Here is a 21,133-nt window from a genome sequence, read left to right on the forward strand (position 1 = left end):
CCTAATTCAGGTAAAATACGCCCTAATGCGCCGAACAAGGCACACAAGAGGCTGTTAATCGTTTCCGATGCTGTTAAAGAACATTTCAGACGGCATGGAAAAAGGCCGTCTGAAAACAAAAAGATGGCGCATTATACCTGATTCCCGTACAAACAGAAAACAAAACATGACTTCCGAAAAACCCGCCCTGCCCGCTTATCTGGACAACATCCGCATCATCCTCACGCGCACCAGCCATCCTTCCAATATCGGCTCCGCCGCGCGCGCCATGAAAACGATGGGCCTGCACAAACTGACCATCGTCGCCCCCAATCTGATGGCAACGCCGATGACGGAAAATCCGCCCGTGTTCGACCCGGAGCATCCGCAATCGTTTAAATTACCGGAGGAAAGTTTCATCCTCGCTTCCGGCGCGGCAGACGTTTTGGAAAATGCCACCATTGCCGCCTCTTTGGACGAAGCCCTTGCCGACACCACCATCGCCTGCGCCCTGACCAGCCGCCGCCGCGAAATCACCGCGCCGCTGCAAACCCCGCGCGAGTTGGTGCCCGAATTACTGCAGGCTGCCAACCGCGGCGAGAAAGTGGCGCTGGTTTTCGGCAACGAAACTTTCGGCTTGAGCATCGAAGAAGTCCAAGCCTGCAACCGACTGATGACCATCAACGGCAATCCCGACTATTTCTCGCTCAACCTCGCCCAAGCAGTGCAGGTCGTGTGCTACGAAATCTTCAGCCAAACCGATTCGCCCATGACCCACCTTCAACAGGAAGACCACGCCGCGACCCATGAGCAAATCAAAGGCATGGTCGCCCACATGGAAAGCGTGATGAACGACATCGGCTTTTTCAACCGCCGCAACGGCGAACGCCTGATGCGCCGTATGCAGAGCCTGTTCGGACGCGCCAACACGCAAACCGAAGACATCGACATCCTGCGCGGTTTTTTCAATACCGTCAGCCACCGTATCCATAAAAAAGACTGATTAAGGCCGTCTGAAAACGTTTCTAGCTTTTCAGACGGCATGACTGATATTCGGATAAGCATGAATTACGCCCTAGACGCATTATGGTGGAAACTCACCAGCCAACCTGTCCGCGACCTCGCCTCACTGCTGACTGCGCCGCCTTTGTGGCAAAGCGGTTGCGAATTGAGCGTGCGCGAACTATTGGGGGAACACGGTTTCCGCTACCTTTTGGCATTGGATGCCAATCCCGCGCCGCTGAAGGAACACCTCGCCCAACGCGCCCCGTTCGGCCACCGTCTCGGCATTTATGCCGAAGAGCTGCTTGCTTTTTGGTTTGCCAACGCGCCGCACGCCAAACTGCATGCCTACAACCTGCCCGTTTTTTCAGACGGCCAAACTTTGGGGGCTGCGGATTTTGTCGTTTCCCTCAACCAACAGCCCTACCATATCGAGCTGGCGTGTAAATACTACGGCGGAGACCAAGTGCAAAACCTGCGCGGCCTCAATCCTAAAGATACGCTGACGGACAAAGCCGCCAAACTGGTGCAGCAATCCAAACTGCTGCATACGCCGCAAGGCAAAGCGACCTTAGCGACACAAGGCCAGCCGGAAAATCCGCTCCCTGCATCCATCGTGCGCGGCATCGGATTTTTCCCACACGGTTTCCATGCTTTTGAGCCGCCGCTTAATCCATACGGTTGGCGCGGCGTCTATATTCAAGATTGGGCGGAATACGGGGTTGAACGCCAAGAAGCGCGCTACCACCTGATCGACCGCATGGCCTATCTCGCCCCTGCGCGTGTTGCCGAAACCGAAGCATTGAACGCAACCGAAATCCGCCGTATCGACCAAGGCTTGATTGCCGTTTTAGAATTACGGCCGGACGACTTTTGGCACGAAATTGAACGCATTATGAAGGCCATCTGAAACCCTTTACCAACTTAAGAGAACCCATTACATTATGAACGCCGCACAACTCGACCATACCGCCAAAGTTTTGGCTGAAATGCTGACTTTCAAACAGCCTGCCGATGTCGTCCTCTCCGCCTATTTCCGCGAACACAAAAAGCTTGGCCGCCAAGACCGCCACGAAATCGCCGAAACTGCCTTCGCCGCGCTGCGACACTATCAAAAAATCAGCACTGCCCTGCGCCGTCCGCACGCGCAGCCGCGCAAAGCCGCTCTCGCCGCACTGGTTCTCGGCAGAAGCACCAACATCAGCCAAATCAAAGACCTGCTTGATGAAGAAGAAACAGAGTTCCTCGGCAATTTGAAAGCCCGTAAAACCAAGTTTTCAGACGGCCTGAATACCGCCGCAGAATTGCCGCAATGGCTGGTAGAACAGCTGCAACAGCATTGGAGCGAAGAAGAAATCCTCGCCTTCGGCCGCAGCATCAACCAACCTGCCCCGCTCGACATCCGCGTCAATACCTTGAAAGGCAAACGAGATAAAGTGCTGCCATTATTGCAAGCTGAAAGTGCCGATGCAGAGGCAACGCCTTATTCGCCTTGGGGCATCCGCCTGAAAAACAAAATCGCGCTTAACAAACACGATCTGTTTTTGGACGGTACACTGGAAGTTCAAGACGAAGGCAGCCAGCTGCTTGCGTTATTGGTGGGCGCAAAACGCGGCGAAATCATTGTCGATTTCTGTGCCGGCGCCGGCGGTAAAACCTTGGCTGTCGGCGCGCAAATGGCCAACAAAGGCAGAATCTACGCCTTCGACATCGCCGAAAAACGTCTTGCCAACCTCAAACCGCGCATGACCCGTGCCGGACTGACCAATATCCACCCCGAACGCATCAGCAGTGAACACGATACCCGTATCGCCAGACTGGCAGGCAAAGCCGACCGTGTGTTAGTGGACGCGCCCTGCTCCGGTTTGGGTACTTTACGCCGCAATCCCGACCTCAAATACCGCCAATCTGCCGAGACCGTGGCCAACCTTTTGGAACAGCAACACAGCATCCTCGATGCCGCCTCCAAACTGGTAAAACCGCAAGGCCGCTTGGTGTACGCCACCTGCAGCGTGTTGCCGGAAGAAAACGAGCTGCAAGTCGAACGTTTCCTGTCCGAACATCCCGAATTTGAACTCGTCAACTGCGCCGAACTTCTGCAAAGCCTAAAGGTCGATTTGGATACCGGCAAATACCTGCGTCTCAACTCCGGAGAACACCAAACCGACGGCTTCTTTGCCGCTGTATTGCAACGTAAGGATTAAGGTTGAAAAAAGGCCGTCTGAAATCCTTTCAGACGGCCTTTTTGATAGATTTTTTACATTAAAATCATTAAATACGATAGTCGCGCTCTGCAATAATATACTTTAAGGCATGTATCTCGACCTTTCATCAGAATATTGTGAAAAGCTGGAAAAAATGCTTTATGCTTTGTAAATGTATGTGTTCTCGTTCAAAATTCGCCCGGTCATGCCTCAGGCGATACCCGATACAGACAACGATAATATATAAATCATTTGGTTAAAAATCATGTCGCATATTTATTCTTCACCCACAAAGCCCCGTTTATTGTCATCGGCCATTGCCGTCGCCTGCTGTCTGTTGCCGTTTCAGACGGCCTCTGCATACAGCCTGCAAGACATCCTCAGGGACGCTTTAATCAGCGATCCGATTGTGCGTGAAGCCAAAGCCACTCAAGAAGCTGCGCAAAGCACGACCAAAGCCACGCGTGCGCGCCATTATCCTGTCGTTACCCTGACCGGCACGAAAGTGCTGGCGCAACACAATAAATACAACAGCAACGACATGGATGACGGTATCGGCGTACGCGGCAGCGTGAACATCTACTCATGGGGTGCGATTGAAGCCGCCGTCCGCCGCGACCGCAGCCGCGAAGAATACTATCAACACAAATACACCGAAAGCCAAGAGCAGCTGGGCAGCGATATCGGCCGCCTCTACCTGAGCGCATTGCGTGCAAAAGAAACCCTGATCCTCAACGAACAGACTTTGGAGCGCCATAACGCCCTCATAAAAACCCTGACCTCAATCGTCAAACAGGATGCCGGCCGCCACTTTGAACTGATTGAAGCGCGCGCACGCCAGCTGCAAGTAGCCAACATTATCGCCCAACAACGCCGCACCATGGATTTGGCGCTGAGTCGCCTGTCTCGCTATACCTCGCGCCAACTGACCGCCAACGATTTGGAAGATCCGTTTAAAAACGACACGGCGAAATCCATCAGCGAACGCTTCAACACCCCCAATCGCAACAACAATCCATCCTATCAGGCGCAATTAGCCGAGCGCGACAGCGTCCGTGCCGATTTGGACGCTTCCAAAGCTGAACGCCTGCCTGCCCTCAATTTGGAAGGCAGTGCAACGCGCAACACCAGACAGCTTTATTTAAACGTTGCATGGAATGTGCTGGATATTGCCGCAAGACACAATGTGGAACGCAATGCCAAATCATTGATTGCCGCCGAGGCCAAGTCCGAACAAATTCTTCGCGACATGAACGAACGCGTTCAAACGTCGGCCATCGATATGCAGGAAAGTGAACAGCGCACCGCATTAACAGCTCAACATATTCTCGCTCAAAAAGATGTTATCAAAGCCTATGAAATGCAATTTAAAGTTGCAAGACGTACGCTGACCGATGTTTTGAGCGCATACAGCGAGTTATCCTCCATCGAGCAGGATTACGTTGCCGCCCGCAACGATTTCCGCGATGCGGCACTCGACTATTTAAATACTCAGGCCAAAATCTCCGCTTGGGTCGGTTTGGCAAAAAAATAAAGCCATATCCGCCGGTTAAACCAAAAACATTACGCGAAAAATATGAAAGCCATCATTGAACACATCGTTTTAGTGACCCGCCTTTTGGGTGCGCCCGTATCCGAAGCCGCTTTGTCCGCCGAAGTCGTGCGCGATAAAAAGCTCAAGGTCAACTATCACTCACTTGTCGAAGTCCTGCGCAGCCACGGCTTTGAAAACATCTTATCCAAACGCAATCTAGAAGACATCCCCTCGCTCGCCGTGCCGGTCATGATTATCCTGCACAACGAAGAGGCAGCGGTCATCACCCAAATCGAAGGTTCCGGCCAAGACCGCAAATACCATATCCGCCAGGTTGACGGTTTGGAACAAGAACTCAGCCACGAGCAGCTCTCCGGCCTGTATTTGGGCTACTGCTGGTTTATCAAACCCAAAATGGCGACCGATATGCGCTCGGAGCTGCCTGAATACCATTTGCCCAAAGCATGGTTTTGGAAAGTCATTTGGCGTTTCCGCAGCTACTACTACCAAGTCATCTTGGCCACCATCATCATTAACTTCCTTGCGCTCGTCAGCTCCCTGTATGTGATGAACGTGTACGACCGCGTGATTCCCAACCAAGCCTATGAAACCTTGTGGGTATTGAGCATCGGCGTGGTATTGGCGATTTTGTTTGAATTTGCCGCCAAGATGATTCGCGGTCATTTGACCGATATTGCCGGTAAAAAAGCTGACCTGATCATCAGCTCCGCCCTGTTCCGTCGCGTGATGGCATTGCGTTTGGCAGACCGTCCTGCTTCCTCCGGTTCATACGCCAGCAATTTGCGCGAATTTGAAGCCGTGCGCGAGTTTATGACCAGTGCCAGCTTGTTGACCATCGTCGACTTGCCTTTCCTGTTGCTGTTTATCTTCGTGATTTCCATGGTCGGCGGCAAACTGGCACTCGTTCCCCTGACCATCATTCCGATTGTCGTGATTGTCGGTTTTGTCGTACAACGCCCGCTCTCTCGCCACATCAATGAATCGATGAAAGAAGGTTCGCAACGCTCCGGCCTTGCCGTTGAAGCCATCGAAGGCATCGAAACCCTGAAAACCAACAACGCCACATCTTGGGCGCAACAACGTTGGGACGAATACACCGCCAAAACTTCCGCTTCTTCCATCAAAGTCAAAGACACCAGCAACTTTATGGTCAACTTCGCCGTTGCCATGCAGCAGCTCAATACCGTCTTCTTGGTTGTCGTCGGTACCTATCTGATTCATGCTGACAACCATGCGGAACGCATCACCATGGGTGCATTGATTGCCTCCGTGATTCTGTCCGGCCGCGCTTTGGCGCCGTTGGCACAAATCGCCGGTTTGGCTACCCGCTTCCAACAGGCCAAACTTGCCCTTAAAGGCGTAAACGACATCGTTACCCGCCCTATCGAGCGTAATCCGGAACGAAAATACATTACTTTGGACAATGTTCAAGGCAGTATTACCTTTGAAAACGTATCGTTCAAATATCAAGCCGACAACAACAGCGCCGTCGAAGATTTGCGCCTGACCATTAAACCGGGCGAAAAAGTCGGTATTTTGGGCCGTATCGGCAGCGGTAAAAGCACCATGCTCAAACTGGCCAGCGGTCTGTACGACACTGAAAAAGGCAACGTTACCCTTGACGGCGTCGATATGCGCCAGCTTGACCCCAACTTCCTGCGCGATCAACTCCTGCTGTTGAGCCAATCGCCACGCCTGTTCCTCGGCACATTGCGTGAAAACATGGACTTGGCGCGTACCGGCAGCTACTCTACCGACCAAGACTTACTGACTGCGCTCAACCGTTTCGGCCTCGACAAAATCATCCGCAACCATCCGCGCGGTTTGGATATGCCTCTGGGTGAAGACGGCTTAGGCTTGTCCGGAGGTCAAAAACAAATCATCGCCTTGGCGCGCATGACCTTGCGCAACCCAAAAGTCGTCCTGCTGGATGAGCCGACCACCAGCCTGGATCAAGCTACCGAACGCATGGCGCTCAATGCCATCGCCCAATGGGGCCGCAACCGCACCATGCTTTTGGTGACCCACCGTCCGCAAGTGCTGCAAATCGTCAACCGCATCATTGTGATGGACAATGGTAAAGTCGTGATGGACGGCCCGCGTGACCTGGTATTGCAAAAACTCATGCAAAACGAACAGGCCAAAGCAGCCAACGTCAAACAACAACAGCAACAACAAGCTGCCACAGCCCCTCAATCGGCAGCACAATAAAGCAAAAGGCCGTCTGAAACCTACTTGCCCTTTCAGACAGCCTGCCCTAATGGTTAAAATCCACCAAACACAATAAAGACACACGATTATGAGCCGCGAAAACAACGTCAAATCCAAAGATCTCGACCTTATCAACGACCTCAACGCCGCCCTTCAAAAAGAAAAACACAGTGGCCAGTTTATTGTCATCATCCTGTTTTTTATTCTGATGATTGTCTTCGTTATTTGGGCTTACAACAGCCCTGTCGAAGAAGTTACCCGTGGCAACGGCAATATCATTCCCAGCAGCCGTGAGCAAGTAATCCAAAGCCTGGATCCCGGCATCGTAACCGAAATCATGGTTAAAGAAGGCGATATGGTCGAGAAAGATCAGATTCTGATGAAACTCGACGACACGCGTAGCTCCGCCGTTTTGCGCGAAAGCGAAGCCAAAGTCGCAAACCTCGAAGCCACTATTGCCCGCCTTAAAGCTGAAGCCTACGGCACCAAGCTCTCCTTCCCAGACAGCGTGAGCCCTGAGCTTCGCCGTCGCGAAATTGCCGCCTACAAAGCACGCCGCCAAGTCATGGTGGATGCCATCAACGGCCTATCCCAAAGCAAGGCCGCACTTGATCGAGAGATTGCCATTACTGCTCCTCTTGTTTCCGAAGGTTATGTTTCCGAAGTCGAACTTTTAAGAATGCGCCGCGATTCCGCAGACTTGGCCACCCAAATCTCCGAACGCCGCAACCGCTACAAAGCCGATGCCAACAACGAACTCTTGCAAGCCGAATCCGAGCTGGCACAATCCAAAGAAAACGTTGCCATGCGTGCCGACCCGGTTGAACGCTCGCAAATCCGCGCACCTATGCGCGGCATCGTCAAAGGCATAAAAGTCACGACCATCGGCGGCGTTGTGAACCCAGGCGAAGACATCATGCAAATCGTCCCGGTTGACGACAAACTGCTGGTCGAAGCCTATATCCGTCCGCAAGACATCGCCTTTATCCGCGCAGGCCAACCTGCATTGGTTAAAGTCAGCGCATACGACTACTCCATCTACGGCGGTTTGGAAGGCAAGGTTACCCTCGTCGGTGCCGATACCGTCAGCAATTCCATGCAAAACCGTGCCAACGACTTAAAACTTGACCCGAACCAAGTTTATTACCGCGTTCTCGTCCAAACTGAAAACAACTCCCTGAAAGACAAAAACGGCAAACCTATGCCGATTATTCCGGGTATGGTTGCAACGGTGGACATCAAAACCGGTGAAAAAACCATCTTCCAATACCTGATCAAACCAATTACGCGTATGAAACAAGCGCTAAGCGAACGCTAATCGGTAAAACGATAAAAGGCCGTCTGAAAGTTTTCAGACGGCCTTTGATTTATGTTTTCACTATGCCTGCTTATCCGGCAGATAAATTATTTCTCCTTAAACGTAGCTCCGATAAACGTCCTTTTCGGATTGCCGCGCTCAACTTGATAGAGTTGCGCGTGCTGTTCCTGCGCAAAATTTCCTGCCTGTCCGGCATGATGCTCCGCCAACTTTTGCGCCAATAACATGACCGCCAATTTTTTATTGGCATGCTGGCTGCGTTCGCTCTCGACCCGCACGGAAATACCGCTTTCTTTATGGGTGGCGCGGACGGCGCTCTCGGTTTTATTGACGTGTTGCCCACCCTTGCCACCCGAACGACAGGTTTGAAACTCGATTCCGTTTTCAGACGGCATTTCATACGTCTGCGGCATATCGGGCAAGCGGAAAACGCCTATATACCAATTTTTGCGCGGATGTTTCGGGCGGACTGGGCTGGGGCATATCCATTGGAGCGTCCCCTGCCAAGTTTGCGCTAAACTTTCGGCTTTTTGCCCTGCCAATTTGAGTGTTGCCGACAAAATACCGTACTTATCGGCGGTTTTGTTAACAAGTTCGGCATCAATGCCTTTAGCTTGGGCTTCGGCAAGCAATTTGCCCAAGACGAAACGGGCAAATATACGGCACTCTGCCGGTCCTTGCGCGGTGGAAATTTGCAGATAAACCGCTGGTGTATTCTGTTTCATCTTTACGCTCCACACTCGCCGCCGGTTTTATAAGTCAAAACAGGCTTGAACCGCGCGACCAATTCAATCAAACCAGCGTTTTTCATGGCGGCAATAACGCTGTCGATGCTTTTATAAGCCTGCGGCGCTTCTTCAAAAATCAAAGTTTTATCCTGACAAACGACCACACTACCGAATTCGGTCTGGCGCAGGCTGTCAGCAGTATATTTGTGCGACAGCCTGCCTTTGCATTCGCCGCGCTGCCATTTCCGGCCTGCGCCGTGAGCCAAGGTATTCAACGAAATTTGGCAGTCTTCGGCAGGTCGGACCAGATAGCTGTAATCGCCGCGCGAGCCGGGTATCATGACCAAGCCTTTATCGGTGGGTGTTGCGCCTTTTCGGTGCAGCCAACCGATTGTGCCGTCAATCTCGGTTTGTTCCAAAAAATTATGATGGACATCAAGCAGGCATGTTCCTTCTGCGCGCCAACGGTCAAGCATTCTGGCCGCAATCAAACGACGGTTAAGGCTGGCAAATTCCAGGGCTGCTTGGTGTTCGGCTAGATAAGCTGCCGCCGCTTCGCCCTCTTCCGCCAAACCTTGATGCCCGAAGGCGGCAATATGGCGTTGCAAAATCTGCTGACCCAATCCGCGCGAACCGCTATGCACCAACAGTTGCAGATGGTTTTCATCAAAATCGGGCGGAAGCAAATCGGCGCGATAAACGGTATCAACGGTTTGCAACTCGGCAAAATGGTTGCCGCCGCCAATCGTACCTACGGCAAGGCCGTCTGAAAATTGGCGCATATCGACAGCGTCGCCTAACAAATCAACCTGTTCGTCTTTGTCCAACGGCGTATCGATATTGCCCAGCTGTTTGGCGAGTTTGGCCGGTTTGAGTTTGGCTGCGCGTAAATCGGTCTGCCAAAACGCCATGCCGCAACCGATGTCGTTCCCAATCAGGGCAGGATAAAAATGACAGTCGCTGAAAAATGCCGCACCAACCGGATAACCGCGCCCTGCGTGTAAATCCGGCATTCCGGCAACGCGTAACATATGCGGTAATCGGGCGGTGGTTTCGAGCTGTGCGACAGCGTTGCCTTCAATCCATGTATTTGAATCGGCAATAATTTGAATATGATGGGGATAATTGCCCATGTGTTTATGCTTTCTTTAAAACGGATAGAAACCGTCAACAGATGACAATAAGCATCCACCGTCTGCGAAATGTTCAGACGGCCTGGTTTCTAGCCGATAATCGTAGGGAAAGCAGCCCGAAGCGGGCGACATGGAATGCGAAAAGCGTTATCCGAAAATCAGACCGACGCTTGGGCTGCAAAGAATGTGATTGAGCGGATTGAAGTATTACGTGTCATGGCTTGCTCCTTTCTTTGCATGAAAATATTAAAAACGTTCGGATTATAGAGTGTTCATTTCCAATCATGCAAACTTACTGACATCAATCTGCCAATAATGTTGCATAAATGGCAACTATTGCGAACATGATTTAGGCCGTCTGAAAACTTTTCAGACGGCCTTTGATACCCAATAATCCTTACAAAACAACGGTCGGATAAGAGCCGACAACTTTCACGAAGGAAGCGCGTTCGCCCAGTAACTGCAAGGCTTTTTGGACATTTTCATCGCTTTGATGTCCTTCGATATCGATGAAGAACAGGTATTCCCACAAAACCGATTTGCTTGGGCGGCTTTCAAATTTGGTCATGGAAATGCCCAACTCGGTGAAAGGTTGCAACAACGAAGTAACGGCACCGGCACGGTTGGGCGCGGATACGACCAAAGAGGTTTTATCGTTGCCGCTGCGGCCGGTTTCTTGATGACCCATCACCAAGAAGCGCGTGGTGTTGTTCGGTTCGTCTTCAATGCACTCGGCGGCAAAGCTCAACTGATAAATTTCCGCGGCAATACGTCCGGCAATGGCGGCCACATTCGGGCTGTCAGATTCAGCAACCAGACGCGCTGCTTCGGCATTGCTGGCCACGGCGATACGCTCGGCATTGGGCAGATTGCGGCCAAGCCAGTCGTTGCATTGCGCCAAGGCTTGGGCATGGGCGAAAACCTTGGTAATGCCGCCGATTTCGTGGCTGTCTTTACGCAACAGGTTGTGATGGATGCGGACAACCACTTCGCCGCAGGCTTTCAACGCAGTTACTGCCAACAAGTCCAAAGTGCGCCCCACTGAGCCTTCGGTCGAATTTTCTACCGGCGCCACCAAATAATCGGCTTGACGCGTTTCAACTTGTTTGAAGCAGTTGTCGATGGTGGTACACGCCATGGTGTGTGCGGCGTGGCCGAAATGTTTGATGGCAGCTTGCTGGGTAAATGTTCCCTTCGGGCCCAAATAGGCAATCGTCAGCGGACGCTCCACCGCCAAACATTCGCTCATAATCTCGCGAAACAGCCGGGTGACCGATTCATCCGGCAAAGGGCCGCGGTTCAAATCCTGAATCCGGCGCAAAACGGCCACTTCCCGTTCAGGACGGTACACCGCGCCTGTCCCTTTCAATTCGCCGATAGCATGCGCATGACCGGCGCGCTCGTTGAGCAAACGGAGGATTTCCGCATCAATGCTGTCGATGGCATTGCGGTGCGGCAATAATTGTTCGTCTATGGATAAAGGCATAAGCTGTCTCGCAATTTTGTGAGGGATATTTTCATTTTAACATTAAAGGCCGTCTGAATTCCGTTTTCAGACGGCCTCAACACTATCTTTATCTAACTTTATCGTCTATCAGGTTTGCAAACGCCGCTAAATCCATCATAATTAAGCCTTTTGAACGACAAGGCCTATTCCATGCACTCAAACGGACTGTACACCCGTTTTCTGCCCGATGAAGAAGCAGCCCTGCAACTGGGTGAAGAATGGAGCAAGCAGCTTTCCGCTCCGCTGACCATCTATCTCGAAGGCGGACTGGGTGCAGGCAAAACCACGCTGACACGCGGGATTTTGCGCGGACTGGGGCATACGGGCGCAGTTAAAAGCCCGACTTACACCATTGTCGAATCTTATCCGCTGGATACATTCACCCTCCACCATTTCGACCTCTACCGCTTTACCATGCCCGAGGAATGGGAAGATGCCGGTTTGGACGAATTGTTTGCACCCGACAGCGTCTGCCTCATCGAATGGCCGCAGCAAGGTGGGGAATTCACGCCTCCGGCAGACATTACCATTACATTGACGTACACCGATAAGGGCAGAACCTGCACCTTTTCCGCCCACACAAACCAAGGCCGAAAAAGTTTAGAATCATGGTCAAATTAACTAGAAGACACATTCTCCGTCAAGGCACAGGACTATTTCTCACCCTCACGCCCGTTGGTGCCGCATTGGCCAAACCGGCCTCTCCTGCACAATTCCTTGCCGTCCGCATTTGGCCGGCGAACGCCTACACACGCGTTACCCTTGAGAGCAACCACTCGATGAAATACCAACATTTTATGTTGGACAACCCCAGCCGGTTGGTCGTGGATATTCAAGGCGCGGAAATCAACAGCGTCCTGCAAGGCATTTCCAGCAAAGTGCTGTCTAACGACCCTTTTATCCGCAGCATTCGTGCCGGTCAAAATACGCCCAATACCGTGCGTATCGTCATCGACCTCAAACAAAGCACCCATCCGCAAGTCTTTGCGCTCACCCCCGTCGGCAACTTCAGAAACCGCTTGGTTATCGACCTTTATCCGCACGGCGCAGATGCCAACGACCCGATGATGGCCTTGCTCAACGGCAATGTCCCCAAACAACGTCCGAATACCAATATCGCATACGATACCCCTGCCCCTAAAAACAATCGCGGCAGCAGCGGCAACCGCCGTCCTGTGATTATGATCGATCCCGGGCATGGCGGCGAAGACCCCGGCGCAATCGGCCCGAGCGGCCTCAAAGAAAAAAACGTTGTACTCTCCATTGCCCGAGAAACCAAAAAACGCCTCGAAGCCTTGGGTTACAACGTATTCATGACGCGCAACGAAGACATCTTTATCCCATTGGGCGTACGCGTTGCCAAAGGCCGTGCGCGCAATGCCGACGTATTCGTATCCATCCACGCCGATGCCTTTACCAGCCCGTCCGCTCGCGGTACCGGCGTATATATGCTCAATACCAAAGGCTCAACCAGCTCGGCGGCAAAATTCCTTGCCCAAACCCAAAACAACGCCGACGCCATCGGCGGCGTACAAACCAGCGGCAACCCCAATGTCGACAACGCCATTTTGGACATGACCCAAACCGCAACCCTGCGCGACAGCCGCAAGCTCGGCCATTCCGTCTTGACCGAATTGGGCAAACTCAACCAATTACACAAAGGCCGCGTTGACGAAGCCAACTTCGCCGTCCTCCGTGCGCCGGATGTTCCATCCATTTTGGTGGAAACCGCCTTCCTCTCCAACCCTACCGAAGAGCGGCTGCTCGGAAGCGAATCCTTCCGCCAACAATGCGCCCAAGCCATTGCCACCGGTATTCAAAAATACATCAATACCGCCGTTTTACGCCGCGGATAATGGCTTAATGAAACAAAGGCCGTCTGAAAATTTTTCAGACGGCCTTATCTTTTCAAGCAATCTATTGGCATGAACAATACAGCAAAATGGGAGAATGGCGGCAAAATAACAATTGAGCCAAACCCTGTCAATCTTTGCTATTACATGTTCTACACTCATATGCGTGCTATTTATTGTTGGTGCCTGATTTACCAAATGCCGGCTGTAATTGATCAGCAAGATCGTCTTCAATCAATTGCAGCACATCAGCGGGAAGTGTATCGGCATATTGATGAATCGTTATTTTATATTGGCCTTGATACCATTGATTTAAATGCAATGCATAGGTACTTTTATGCCCGTGTGCCAATCTATTCCGAATACTGTGGCGTGAAGACCCTACGTATAGAACCTGACTTGGGCGATTTAATTTTGCGCAGGCATGTGTTTTAAGTAAGCGAAAATTTTGAAATTGCTGAAAAGTTGTATTAATGTCGCCTTCAATCTGTTGGATAACATAAATAAAGCATCCATGACTGGGCAATTGTTCCAACGTTGTAAATTCAAAGGTACGGTCAGGTACAAGCTTTTTTGCTTGTATACAATGTTCAATTAATCGGTCAAGATAACGCATATTAACCGCACTTCCCTACCGCAGCCGGATAGACAGATACCTTCGTCTGCGTCAATGCAAACAGGTTTTCCAACTGCATTTGCGCCTGACGGTTGGCATGTTCCAAAATTTCAGCCTTACATGCGCTTTGCAATACCTGTCGTTTCGCCTCTTCCTGTACCGTCTTAAATACCGACTTATCCATAGGCAGCAAATTAAACGAGCCGGTCTGAATATCGTACACTTCGATATTTTCCAAATCCACGCTCAAGATTTCCACCGCCGGCAGACTGATCAATACCTTGTCGTCCACAATATTGACATTGTCCGAGTTCAACTTGTCCAAATCCAAACCGGCCAACACCTTGCCGCGCACAATAAAAATACCGCTTTGCGAATCCTGCCACAGCCTGCGCCAATCCCCTTTTTTCTCCGTACGGATAATCGTATCGATATAAAATGCCGTACTTTCCAAGCGGTTCATCTGCTTAATCTGCATCAAAACCCCTTCGCGAGATAAAATCTGATGTTCTTCGTTCTGACCATGAAGGGCATAAAACCAGCTGCCCGCAGCCGTCAGCGCACACAACACCAGCACGACCAATCCGCGCCCAAGCATTTTCATTTCAAACATCCCCCGTTAAAATAATCATCAAAACATTCCTCATATTCTCCCAAAACCGTCAATTTCAAGCCATACTCAGGCCGTCTGAAACATTAAAAAATATTACCAAAAAGTAATAAAAAATCCCAACAAACAAAGTTTGCCTTTTAGTAAAGACAAGACTACAATCCATTACACACAATTCAATTTCATCTCATCATGAATACCACCGACCTGCGCCGCCACAACCTACGGCAATGGATAACACAACACCACAATGGCCAGCAGACCAAGTTTGCCCAAGCCATCTCCATCAACCAAGGCGAGCTGTCCGCCCTGCTGAAAAACAAATCTTTCGGCGAGAAAAAAGCCCGAAAAATCGAGCAGGCAGCCAATATGCCTGACATGTGGCTGGATCAAGACCACCAAGACCGCCACGCCCCCACCATCAGCCAAGAAAGAAATACCATGTCCCACATCTCCACCATCCCCGAAATCCTAGCAGACATCAAAGCCGGCAAAATGGTCATCATCACCGATGCCGAAGACCGCGAAAACGAAGGCGACTTGCTGATGGCCGCCCAATTCGTTACCCCCGAAGCCATCAACTTTATGATCAAAAACGCACGCGGCCTGGTCTGCCTGCCGATGGACGGCGAAATGGTCGAAAAACTCGGCCTGCCCATGATGACCCAAAAAAATGGCGCACAATACGGCACCAACTTTACCGTCTCCATCGAAGCCGCCCACGGCATTACCACCGGCATTTCCGCCGCCGACCGCGCCCTGACCATTCAAACCGCCGTTTCCCCATCCGCCAAACCCGAAGACATCGTCCAACCCGGCCACATCTTCCCACTGCGTGCCCAAAAAGGCGGCGTACTTGTCCGCGCCGGACATACCGAAGCCGGTGTCGATCTGGCACAAATGAACGGCCTGATTCCCGCCGCCGTCATCTGCGAAATCATCAACGACGACGGCACCATGGCACGTATGCCCGAACTGATGAAATTCGCCGAAGAACACAATCTCAAAATCGGCACCATTACCGACCTCATCGAATACCGCAGCCGTACCGAAAGCCTGCTCGAAGACATGGGCAACGCACCCGTACAAACCCCGTGGGGCGAGTTCCAACAACACGTTTACGTCGACAAACTCTCCGGCGAAACCCACCTTGCCCTCGTCAAAGGCACACCAACCTCCGACGAAGAAACCCTCGTCCGCGTCCACGAACCCTTTAGCGTCATGGACTTCATCCAAACCAACCCGCGCCACTCATGGTCGCTGCCCAAAGCTCTTGAGCGCATTCAACAAGCCGAAAGCGGCGTAGTCATCCTCCTGCACCGCACCGAAGACGGCGCCACCCTGCTCGACCGCACCCTGCCCAAAGGTGCAAACCAAGCCTACAAATGGGACAGCAAAAGCTACGGCATAGGCGCACAAATCCTCGCCGGCCTCAACGTCAAAAAACTGCGCGTCCTCGGTCAACCGTCATCCTTCACCGGCCTCACCGGCTTCGGCCTCGAAGTCGTTGGCTTTGAAGAAGCTGAAAAATAATCTTGCTTGATTAACTCTCAAAGCAAATGAAACAAAAGGCCGTCTGAAAGTTTTCAGACGGCTTTTTCATATCTCTATTTATCTGAATATGATCCAAATAAAATCACAATAGAAAAGACTATTTATTAGATTATTTCAATAATGATAAGCATAATCAATTATTAGATAAATATTAATAATATTTAAAAATTTTATATTTTTTATATAAAAGAGTATTTTAACCTCTTATATTAAATTCTTAACAAAGAGAAACTATGTCTGCTTTTACTCCCAAACCCAAAATAATCATTCTCAGCCTTGCCAGCGCATTCAGCACATTAACCGTTGCTAATGTCATCGAAACCTCAGCTCAACCCGAACAATACCAAGAATTGGATACCGTTGTTGTCAGTGGCAAACGTACCAACGACCAAAAAGGCGCGGACGATGTGTATTACAAAAACGTCTCCAACGCCTATGTTGGCAAAGAATACCTCGAACGCTACCGCGTCCAATCCGCCGGCGACGTACTCAAAGGCCTAAACGGCGTATACAACATGAATACCCGCACCGCCGGCGGCGCGATTACGCCCAATATACGCGGCATCACCGGCAAAGGCCGTATCCCGGTTACCATAGACGGCACCGAACAAACCATCGACGTATGGATGAACAACTACGGCGTGGGCGACCGCAACTATCTTGATCCCGCCCTGTTCCGCAGCATCGCGGTGGAAAAAAGTCCCGCCCTCACGCGCGGCGTGAAATCGGGCGTGGGCGGCGCGGTAACCATCCGCACCATAGAACCCGCCGACATCATCCCCGAAGGAAAAAAATTCGGCTTCCAACTGAAAACGGAGTTCTCCAACAACAGCAACAAACAGGCCAACAACCTCAACCAATGGCTGGGCTGGGAAGACTACCGAACCCTGCCCTTCGGCGCGACGGCCGACGGCGCGGGCGGCGGCGTCGACCCGCATACCGGCAAACAAAGCCCGCAGGCCTTGGTGGCCGACGGCCTGACCCCGCCCAAACATAAAAGCGGCCGCGACAATTGGCGTTTCGGCAATGACCGCAGCTATATGGCCGCCGCCGCCTTCAAAACCGAACTTTCAGACGGCCTGGCCGCCTACAGCTACCGCGACAAGGGCAACTACTTTGCCGGACGCAAGGGTGCGGAAGGCTACCTGCACAATCCGGTATACGACCTGCAAAAATGCGGCGATGAAGGCGGCAGCGAATTTGACTGCAAAAACTCCGCCACCTTCGTACCCAATATGGCCAAGGTCTACCATCCCGGCGTGGAAGTGTTCAACAGCAACATCAGAACCAAAACCCTGCTGCTGAAAAACAACTGGCATCTGCCTGGCAACCATAAACTCGGCTGGCAGTATATGCGCACCGATGTGCGCTTCGGTGAAATCAACCCCTTCCACGCCACCTATGTGATGAATATGGAAGAGCACAACCCCAGCAGCCGCCCCAGATCATTGTCGCCGCAGATGCAAAGTATCGATTCCAATATCCGCACCGACACCTACAAACTCGGCTGGGACTGGAAGCCCGAAAACAGCCGCTGGATAGACCTGCAGGCCAACTTGTGGCGCATCAAAACCAATACCACCCGCCACCAAAGCGGCGGCATGGATTTGTCTGCCGCCCGCCCCGACCCCTATTACGATGCCTGGTACTGGTGTACCAAACGCGGACAACTTCCGCCAGATTATGCTGACAACTACAGCAGCTGCGGCAGCCTGCTGAACGATTACGGCATCAACGGTTTGAGCAAAGAAGAAGTGATGAAAATCCTGCCCAACGAAAACGGACAATACCGTGTGCTTTCCGGAGCAGAACAGAAAACCCGCGTCAGCCGTACGGGCTTCGACCTCAACAACCGCTTCCGCCTACACCCGCGCCTGAACATGACCCTGTCCGCCGACTATCAGAACGAGAAGCTTGAGGAAGAAGTGGATGTGGTTAACTCTCAGGATTTGTTCAATCTTGCCGGCATGGCCACCGGCATGACGAAAATCGCCGGCCCACGCGGTGGCAAACGGCGCGAATGGGGAACAAACTTGGTATTCGACTGGCAGGCCACCGACCGTTTGAAAATCTCCGCCGGCATCCGCTACCACAACTTCAGGGGCTTCGATACCGCCCTGGCCGAAGGCCGCGCCCGCCGCGACCCACGCTATCAGGCCGGAGGTGGCGACAGCGGCACTTATTCGGACGGTGTGTACATCCCATATTTCGAGCTGGTTGGCGATCGGGAGCGGCGCGATTGGGACGCGGTATCCGAACAGAGCCGACGTGCCCACCAGTCAGGCGATGATGCCGCCATCGCCGCTGCCGACCGGGCTATGCAGGCGCACGGCGCACGCTATAAACTGCCGAAAGAGTATAATAGTTCGGAATATAAGGTATACGACCAGTATCAATATATCGGCAGTGACGGGCTTGCTTATGGTGACGGTACAGGTTATTATGGTAATAATTCTCAAAATCATCCGTTGTACCGGGTGCGCCCCGTATATGTGCCGTTTGTGAACGGCAAGCTGGACAGCGGTTCGCTGCCCGAACATTTCCATGATTTTGTGAAAAATTATCAGGAAAAGGTTGCCAATCCACAGGGATTGAATCAGTCACATTACCGATATTGGGCAGGGTTGGGGAATTCTGAGAACTGTATAAGAAATAGCGTAACAACCTGTCTTGATCATTACAAAGCAGGAAAACTATCCAATATGGGTGTCGGTTATCCGGAAACCGGCGGTGATACCGGATCAGGACATAAGATTATCAATAAACACTACACTGAAGAGCAATACTGGGCGCAGCCCAAACCGATACGCGCCCATGCTTGGGCACCGACCGTCGCCGTCAGCTACGACCTGACCGACAACAACCGCCTGTTCGTACGCTACGCGCAGATGACCCGCTTCCCCAGCGTGTACGAAGTCGGCAGCTTTTACAACGACCTGGCCTATGTCGGATCGCCCAAAGCACCGAATTTCCGCTTTAAGCCGGAACGCAGCCGCAGCCTGGAAATCGGCTACAACTTTAACTTCGCACCGCACTTTGCCCGGCTGCGCCAAGGCGATATGCGCCTGACCTACTACCGCAACCGCATCCGGAACGTGATCGAGACCACCGACCATTTTCGCACCGTGCAATACGACAGCAAGGATACCGCCGGACTGGAATGGCAGGGCCGCATCGACAGCGGCCGCTTCTTCGCTGCGCTGGGCGCGACCTACCGCCTGAAACAGCAGATGTGCGACCGCGACACGGCCTTCGATTTCGACCCCTACGGCTACACAGGCATACCGGTCTGCATTGAAGGAGGCTACGGCAGCACACGCGGCTACCAGGCACTTCAGCCGAAGTATTCGGTCAACCTTGATGCGGGCATGCGCGCCTTGGGCGAGAAACTCGAATTCGGCCTGCGCGGCATCTACCACAGCCGCGTCAACACCAAGCAATACGACCAACTGCTGAAGCGGGGTTTGGGGCATATCTTCAACAGCACCGGCAAGCCCTACCATTGGAACCCCTCGCTGACATGGGACGTGTACGGCCGCTATCAGGTACACAAAAATCTCAACGTCAATCTCGGCATCACCAACCTGACCAACCGCTACTACCTCGACCCGATGAGTAACGTGCCCGCCCCCGGGCCGGGCAGGACGGTTACCTTCGGGCTGACGGCGAAATTTTAGCCGGACGGATAACGACAGGCGCGGCAAACGCGCCGGACATAGGGATACACAAACCAAACCGCCCCGCAGGGGAAGGCTTTTTGCCGTTTTTTCCGCCAGCCGGCGGCAATAAAGCGGATGTTTGTTGTTATTCACTTAATGTTAAAAAGGAGACTTATTATGTCTATCTTCAAACAAACCCTGTTGGCCGCGACGCTGTGCGGCGTTTTTGGCGTAGCCGTCGCCGCTCCAGAAGGTGGTTCAAGTCAAACGAACATAGACAAGAAGCCAACAACAGTCAAACCCGGTGAATCCGATAGTCAGCCTTTTGGTAAAGGCAAGGCAGGCTTGGCATTCAGTACCGACAACGGCCATAGTTGGTCAAACTCCATCAATCTGGAAAACGGCCCGGTTAAACATATCGGTATCAAATATAAACAGGGCACACAGAAAGTTCCGATTAACGGCAATAACCCCTATGCTAATGTGGACGGCACGCGCAATCCGCATTATCTGACCTTAAAGGATGTGAAACCGGTAATCGGCTGGTTCTATAATCCGCCGTTGGGACAGGTGTGGTATGAAAACCGCGCCCACAACACCGAAGTGTACAGCGTGCGCCAGATGGCCAACCCGGCCATTCCCGCCGCACCCAAATTCGGCGGCCTGGTCATCGCCAAGGTGCCGGGTATGAACGGCAGCGACGGCAACGTGTTCTTCGGCGAATGGGCACCACGCAAGGGCAACCCGTCTGACAACAGCACCGATTTGAATATGGCGGATGGCAAACGCACCGTTTGGTATGTGGGCGACAATCCGACCCGAAATATGCCGAAACTCGTTAATGCTAAATACAATGTATTGGGCGTGAACAAACACACTCCCGGCCGCAACGATTTCTATACCGGTACACTTACCGCCAACTACGGAACAGGGTCAGGTTCACTGACAGGTAGTATCTCCCGTCCAGGCGACAGTGTAAACTTCGCCGGTACCAATATTCGGAGCAACGGCACATTTGACAACGGCAAGGCAAACGAACATATTACCGGCCGTTTCTACGGCAACGGTGCGGAAGCCTTGGCCGGTATCGTGGATCGCGCGGGGGCAGATAAAGATGTAGCCTTCGGCGGCCGCAAATAATAAGCCCAAATTGTCAAGAATACAACGGGATGCAGCTTGACCATAGTCTGCATCCCGCTTTGGT

16 protein-coding genes are annotated in these 21,133 nt (G+C 52.2%); 11 read left to right on the plus strand and 5 right to left on the minus strand.

The features are described 5' to 3' along the window. The first annotated feature begins 166 nt into the window (after positions 1-166). From ACTHS4_RS00345 to ACTHS4_RS00370, 6 genes are all read left to right on the plus strand, one after another. Positions 167-982 (plus strand): RNA methyltransferase, encoded by an 816-nt coding sequence (locus tag ACTHS4_RS00345; protein ID WP_107768798.1) that lies wholly within the window; start codon positions 167-169, stop codon positions 980-982. A 39-nt stretch (positions 983-1,021) separates the two neighbouring features. After that, positions 1,022-1,891, plus strand: a complete 870-nt coding sequence (locus ACTHS4_RS00350; RefSeq protein WP_070826480.1) for a DUF1853 family protein — start codon at positions 1,022-1,024, stop codon at positions 1,889-1,891. Between the two features lie 34 nt (positions 1,892-1,925). After that, positions 1,926-3,185: an RsmB/NOP family class I SAM-dependent RNA methyltransferase gene (locus tag ACTHS4_RS00355; RefSeq protein ID WP_070826481.1), complete on the plus strand. Its 1,260-nt coding sequence runs from the start codon at positions 1,926-1,928 to the stop codon at positions 3,183-3,185. A 304-nt stretch (positions 3,186-3,489) separates the two neighbouring features. Continuing rightward, positions 3,490-4,719: a TolC family protein gene (locus ACTHS4_RS00360; RefSeq protein WP_070826482.1), complete on the plus strand. Its 1,230-nt coding sequence runs from the start codon at positions 3,490-3,492 to the stop codon at positions 4,717-4,719. Between the two features lie 42 nt (positions 4,720-4,761). Next, positions 4,762-6,951 (plus strand): type I secretion system permease/ATPase, encoded by a 2,190-nt coding sequence (locus ACTHS4_RS00365; RefSeq protein ID WP_070826483.1) that lies wholly within the window; start codon positions 4,762-4,764, stop codon positions 6,949-6,951. Between the two features lie 88 nt (positions 6,952-7,039). Then, the gene (locus ACTHS4_RS00370) at positions 7,040-8,269 is read left to right on the plus strand and encodes an HlyD family type I secretion periplasmic adaptor subunit (protein ID WP_070826484.1); all 1,230 of its coding nucleotides are present in this window, start codon (positions 7,040-7,042) and stop codon (positions 8,267-8,269) included. Positions 8,270-8,355: 86 nt separating this feature from the next. Here ACTHS4_RS00370 and prfH read toward each other — a convergent pair whose 3' ends face one another. From prfH to pheA, 3 genes are all read right to left on the minus strand, one after another. Continuing rightward, the gene (prfH, locus tag ACTHS4_RS00375) at positions 8,356-8,994 is read right to left on the minus strand and encodes a peptide chain release factor H (RefSeq protein ID WP_070826485.1); all 639 of its coding nucleotides are present in this window, start codon (positions 8,992-8,994) and stop codon (positions 8,356-8,358) included. A 2-nt stretch (positions 8,995-8,996) separates the two neighbouring features. Then, the gene (locus tag ACTHS4_RS00380) at positions 8,997-10,130 is read right to left on the minus strand and encodes an RNA ligase RtcB family protein (RefSeq protein ID WP_070826486.1); all 1,134 of its coding nucleotides are present in this window, start codon (positions 10,128-10,130) and stop codon (positions 8,997-8,999) included. 397 nt (positions 10,131-10,527) lie between these two features. Further along, positions 10,528-11,616, minus strand: coding sequence for a prephenate dehydratase (gene pheA / locus ACTHS4_RS00385; protein WP_049323519.1), 1,089 nt, complete (start codon positions 11,614-11,616; stop codon positions 10,528-10,530). A 171-nt stretch (positions 11,617-11,787) separates the two neighbouring features. Here pheA and tsaE point away from each other — a divergent pair, with 171 nt between their 5' ends. Both tsaE and ACTHS4_RS00395 read left to right on the plus strand, forming a co-directional pair. Beyond that, the gene (gene tsaE / locus ACTHS4_RS00390) at positions 11,788-12,258 is read left to right on the plus strand and encodes a tRNA (adenosine(37)-N6)-threonylcarbamoyltransferase complex ATPase subunit type 1 TsaE (protein WP_070826487.1); all 471 of its coding nucleotides are present in this window, start codon (positions 11,788-11,790) and stop codon (positions 12,256-12,258) included. Beyond that, the gene (locus ACTHS4_RS00395; RefSeq protein ID WP_070826488.1) at positions 12,246-13,493 is read left to right on the plus strand and encodes an N-acetylmuramoyl-L-alanine amidase; all 1,248 of its coding nucleotides are present in this window, start codon (positions 12,246-12,248) and stop codon (positions 13,491-13,493) included. The genes tsaE and ACTHS4_RS00395 overlap by 13 nt, the downstream gene beginning before the upstream one ends. Positions 13,494-13,659: 166 nt before the next feature. On the opposite strand, the gene ACTHS4_RS00400 is transcribed toward ACTHS4_RS00395, so the two are convergent. Further along, positions 13,660-14,106 (minus strand): GIY-YIG nuclease family protein, encoded by a 447-nt coding sequence (locus ACTHS4_RS00400; RefSeq protein ID WP_440365336.1) that lies wholly within the window; start codon positions 14,104-14,106, stop codon positions 13,660-13,662. A gap of 1 nt (position 14,107) precedes the next feature. Further along, a complete protein-coding gene (locus tag ACTHS4_RS00405) occupies positions 14,108-14,719 on the minus strand; it encodes a DUF4230 domain-containing protein (protein WP_371509163.1) in 612 nt (203 codons plus the stop codon). 189 nt (positions 14,720-14,908) lie between these two features. Between ACTHS4_RS00405 and ribBA the strand changes: the two genes are divergently transcribed. From ribBA to ACTHS4_RS00420, 3 genes are all read left to right on the plus strand, one after another. Beyond that, complete coding sequence (gene ribBA / locus ACTHS4_RS00410; protein WP_371509162.1) at positions 14,909-16,249, plus strand: bifunctional 3,4-dihydroxy-2-butanone-4-phosphate synthase/GTP cyclohydrolase II; 1,341 nt, start codon at positions 14,909-14,911, stop codon at positions 16,247-16,249. Positions 16,250-16,503: 254 nt separating this feature from the next. Beyond that, positions 16,504-19,947 (plus strand): TonB-dependent receptor domain-containing protein, encoded by a 3,444-nt coding sequence (locus tag ACTHS4_RS00415; RefSeq protein ID WP_371509160.1) that lies wholly within the window; start codon positions 16,504-16,506, stop codon positions 19,945-19,947. Positions 19,948-20,106: 159 nt separating this feature from the next. Then, positions 20,107-21,069 (plus strand): Slam-dependent surface lipoprotein, encoded by a 963-nt coding sequence (locus ACTHS4_RS00420; RefSeq protein ID WP_371509159.1) that lies wholly within the window; start codon positions 20,107-20,109, stop codon positions 21,067-21,069. The last annotated feature ends 64 nt before the right edge of the window (positions 21,070-21,133 follow it).

The sequence above is a fragment of the Neisseria sp. P0014.S009 genome, assembly GCF_051958155.1.
GTDB lineage: Bacteria > Pseudomonadota > Gammaproteobacteria > Burkholderiales > Neisseriaceae > Neisseria > Neisseria flavescens_C.

Bases quoted from the DNA above. Each gene is read 5' to 3' on its own strand.
- ACTHS4_RS00395 (WP_070826488.1), top strand. From the start codon at position 12,246: ATGGTCAAATTAACTAGAAGACACATTCTCCGTCAAGGCACAGGACTA.
- ACTHS4_RS00415 (WP_371509160.1), top strand. From the start codon at position 16,504: ATGTCTGCTTTTACTCCCAAACCCAAAATAATCATTCTCAGCCTTGCC.
- ribBA (WP_371509162.1), top strand. From the start codon at position 14,909: ATGAATACCACCGACCTGCGCCGCCACAACCTACGGCAATGGATAACA.
- tsaE (WP_070826487.1), top strand. From the start codon at position 11,788: ATGCACTCAAACGGACTGTACACCCGTTTTCTGCCCGATGAAGAAGCA.
- ACTHS4_RS00365 (WP_070826483.1), top strand. From the start codon at position 4,762: ATGAAAGCCATCATTGAACACATCGTTTTAGTGACCCGCCTTTTGGGT.
- ACTHS4_RS00355 (WP_070826481.1), top strand. From the start codon at position 1,926: ATGAACGCCGCACAACTCGACCATACCGCCAAAGTTTTGGCTGAAATG.
- ACTHS4_RS00420 (WP_371509159.1), top strand. From the start codon at position 20,107: ATGTCTATCTTCAAACAAACCCTGTTGGCCGCGACGCTGTGCGGCGTT.
- ACTHS4_RS00345 (WP_107768798.1), top strand. From the start codon at position 167: ATGACTTCCGAAAAACCCGCCCTGCCCGCTTATCTGGACAACATCCGC.
- ACTHS4_RS00405 (WP_371509163.1), bottom strand. From the start codon at position 14,719: ATGTTTGAAATGAAAATGCTTGGGCGCGGATTGGTCGTGCTGGTGTTG.
- ACTHS4_RS00370 (WP_070826484.1), top strand. From the start codon at position 7,040: ATGAGCCGCGAAAACAACGTCAAATCCAAAGATCTCGACCTTATCAAC.
- ACTHS4_RS00350 (WP_070826480.1), top strand. From the start codon at position 1,022: ATGACTGATATTCGGATAAGCATGAATTACGCCCTAGACGCATTATGG.
- ACTHS4_RS00400 (WP_440365336.1), bottom strand. From the start codon at position 14,106: ATGCGTTATCTTGACCGATTAATTGAACATTGTATACAAGCAAAAAAG.
- ACTHS4_RS00380 (WP_070826486.1), bottom strand. From the start codon at position 10,130: ATGGGCAATTATCCCCATCATATTCAAATTATTGCCGATTCAAATACA.
- pheA (WP_049323519.1), bottom strand. From the start codon at position 11,616: ATGCCTTTATCCATAGACGAACAATTATTGCCGCACCGCAATGCCATC.
- prfH (WP_070826485.1), bottom strand. From the start codon at position 8,994: ATGAAACAGAATACACCAGCGGTTTATCTGCAAATTTCCACCGCGCAA.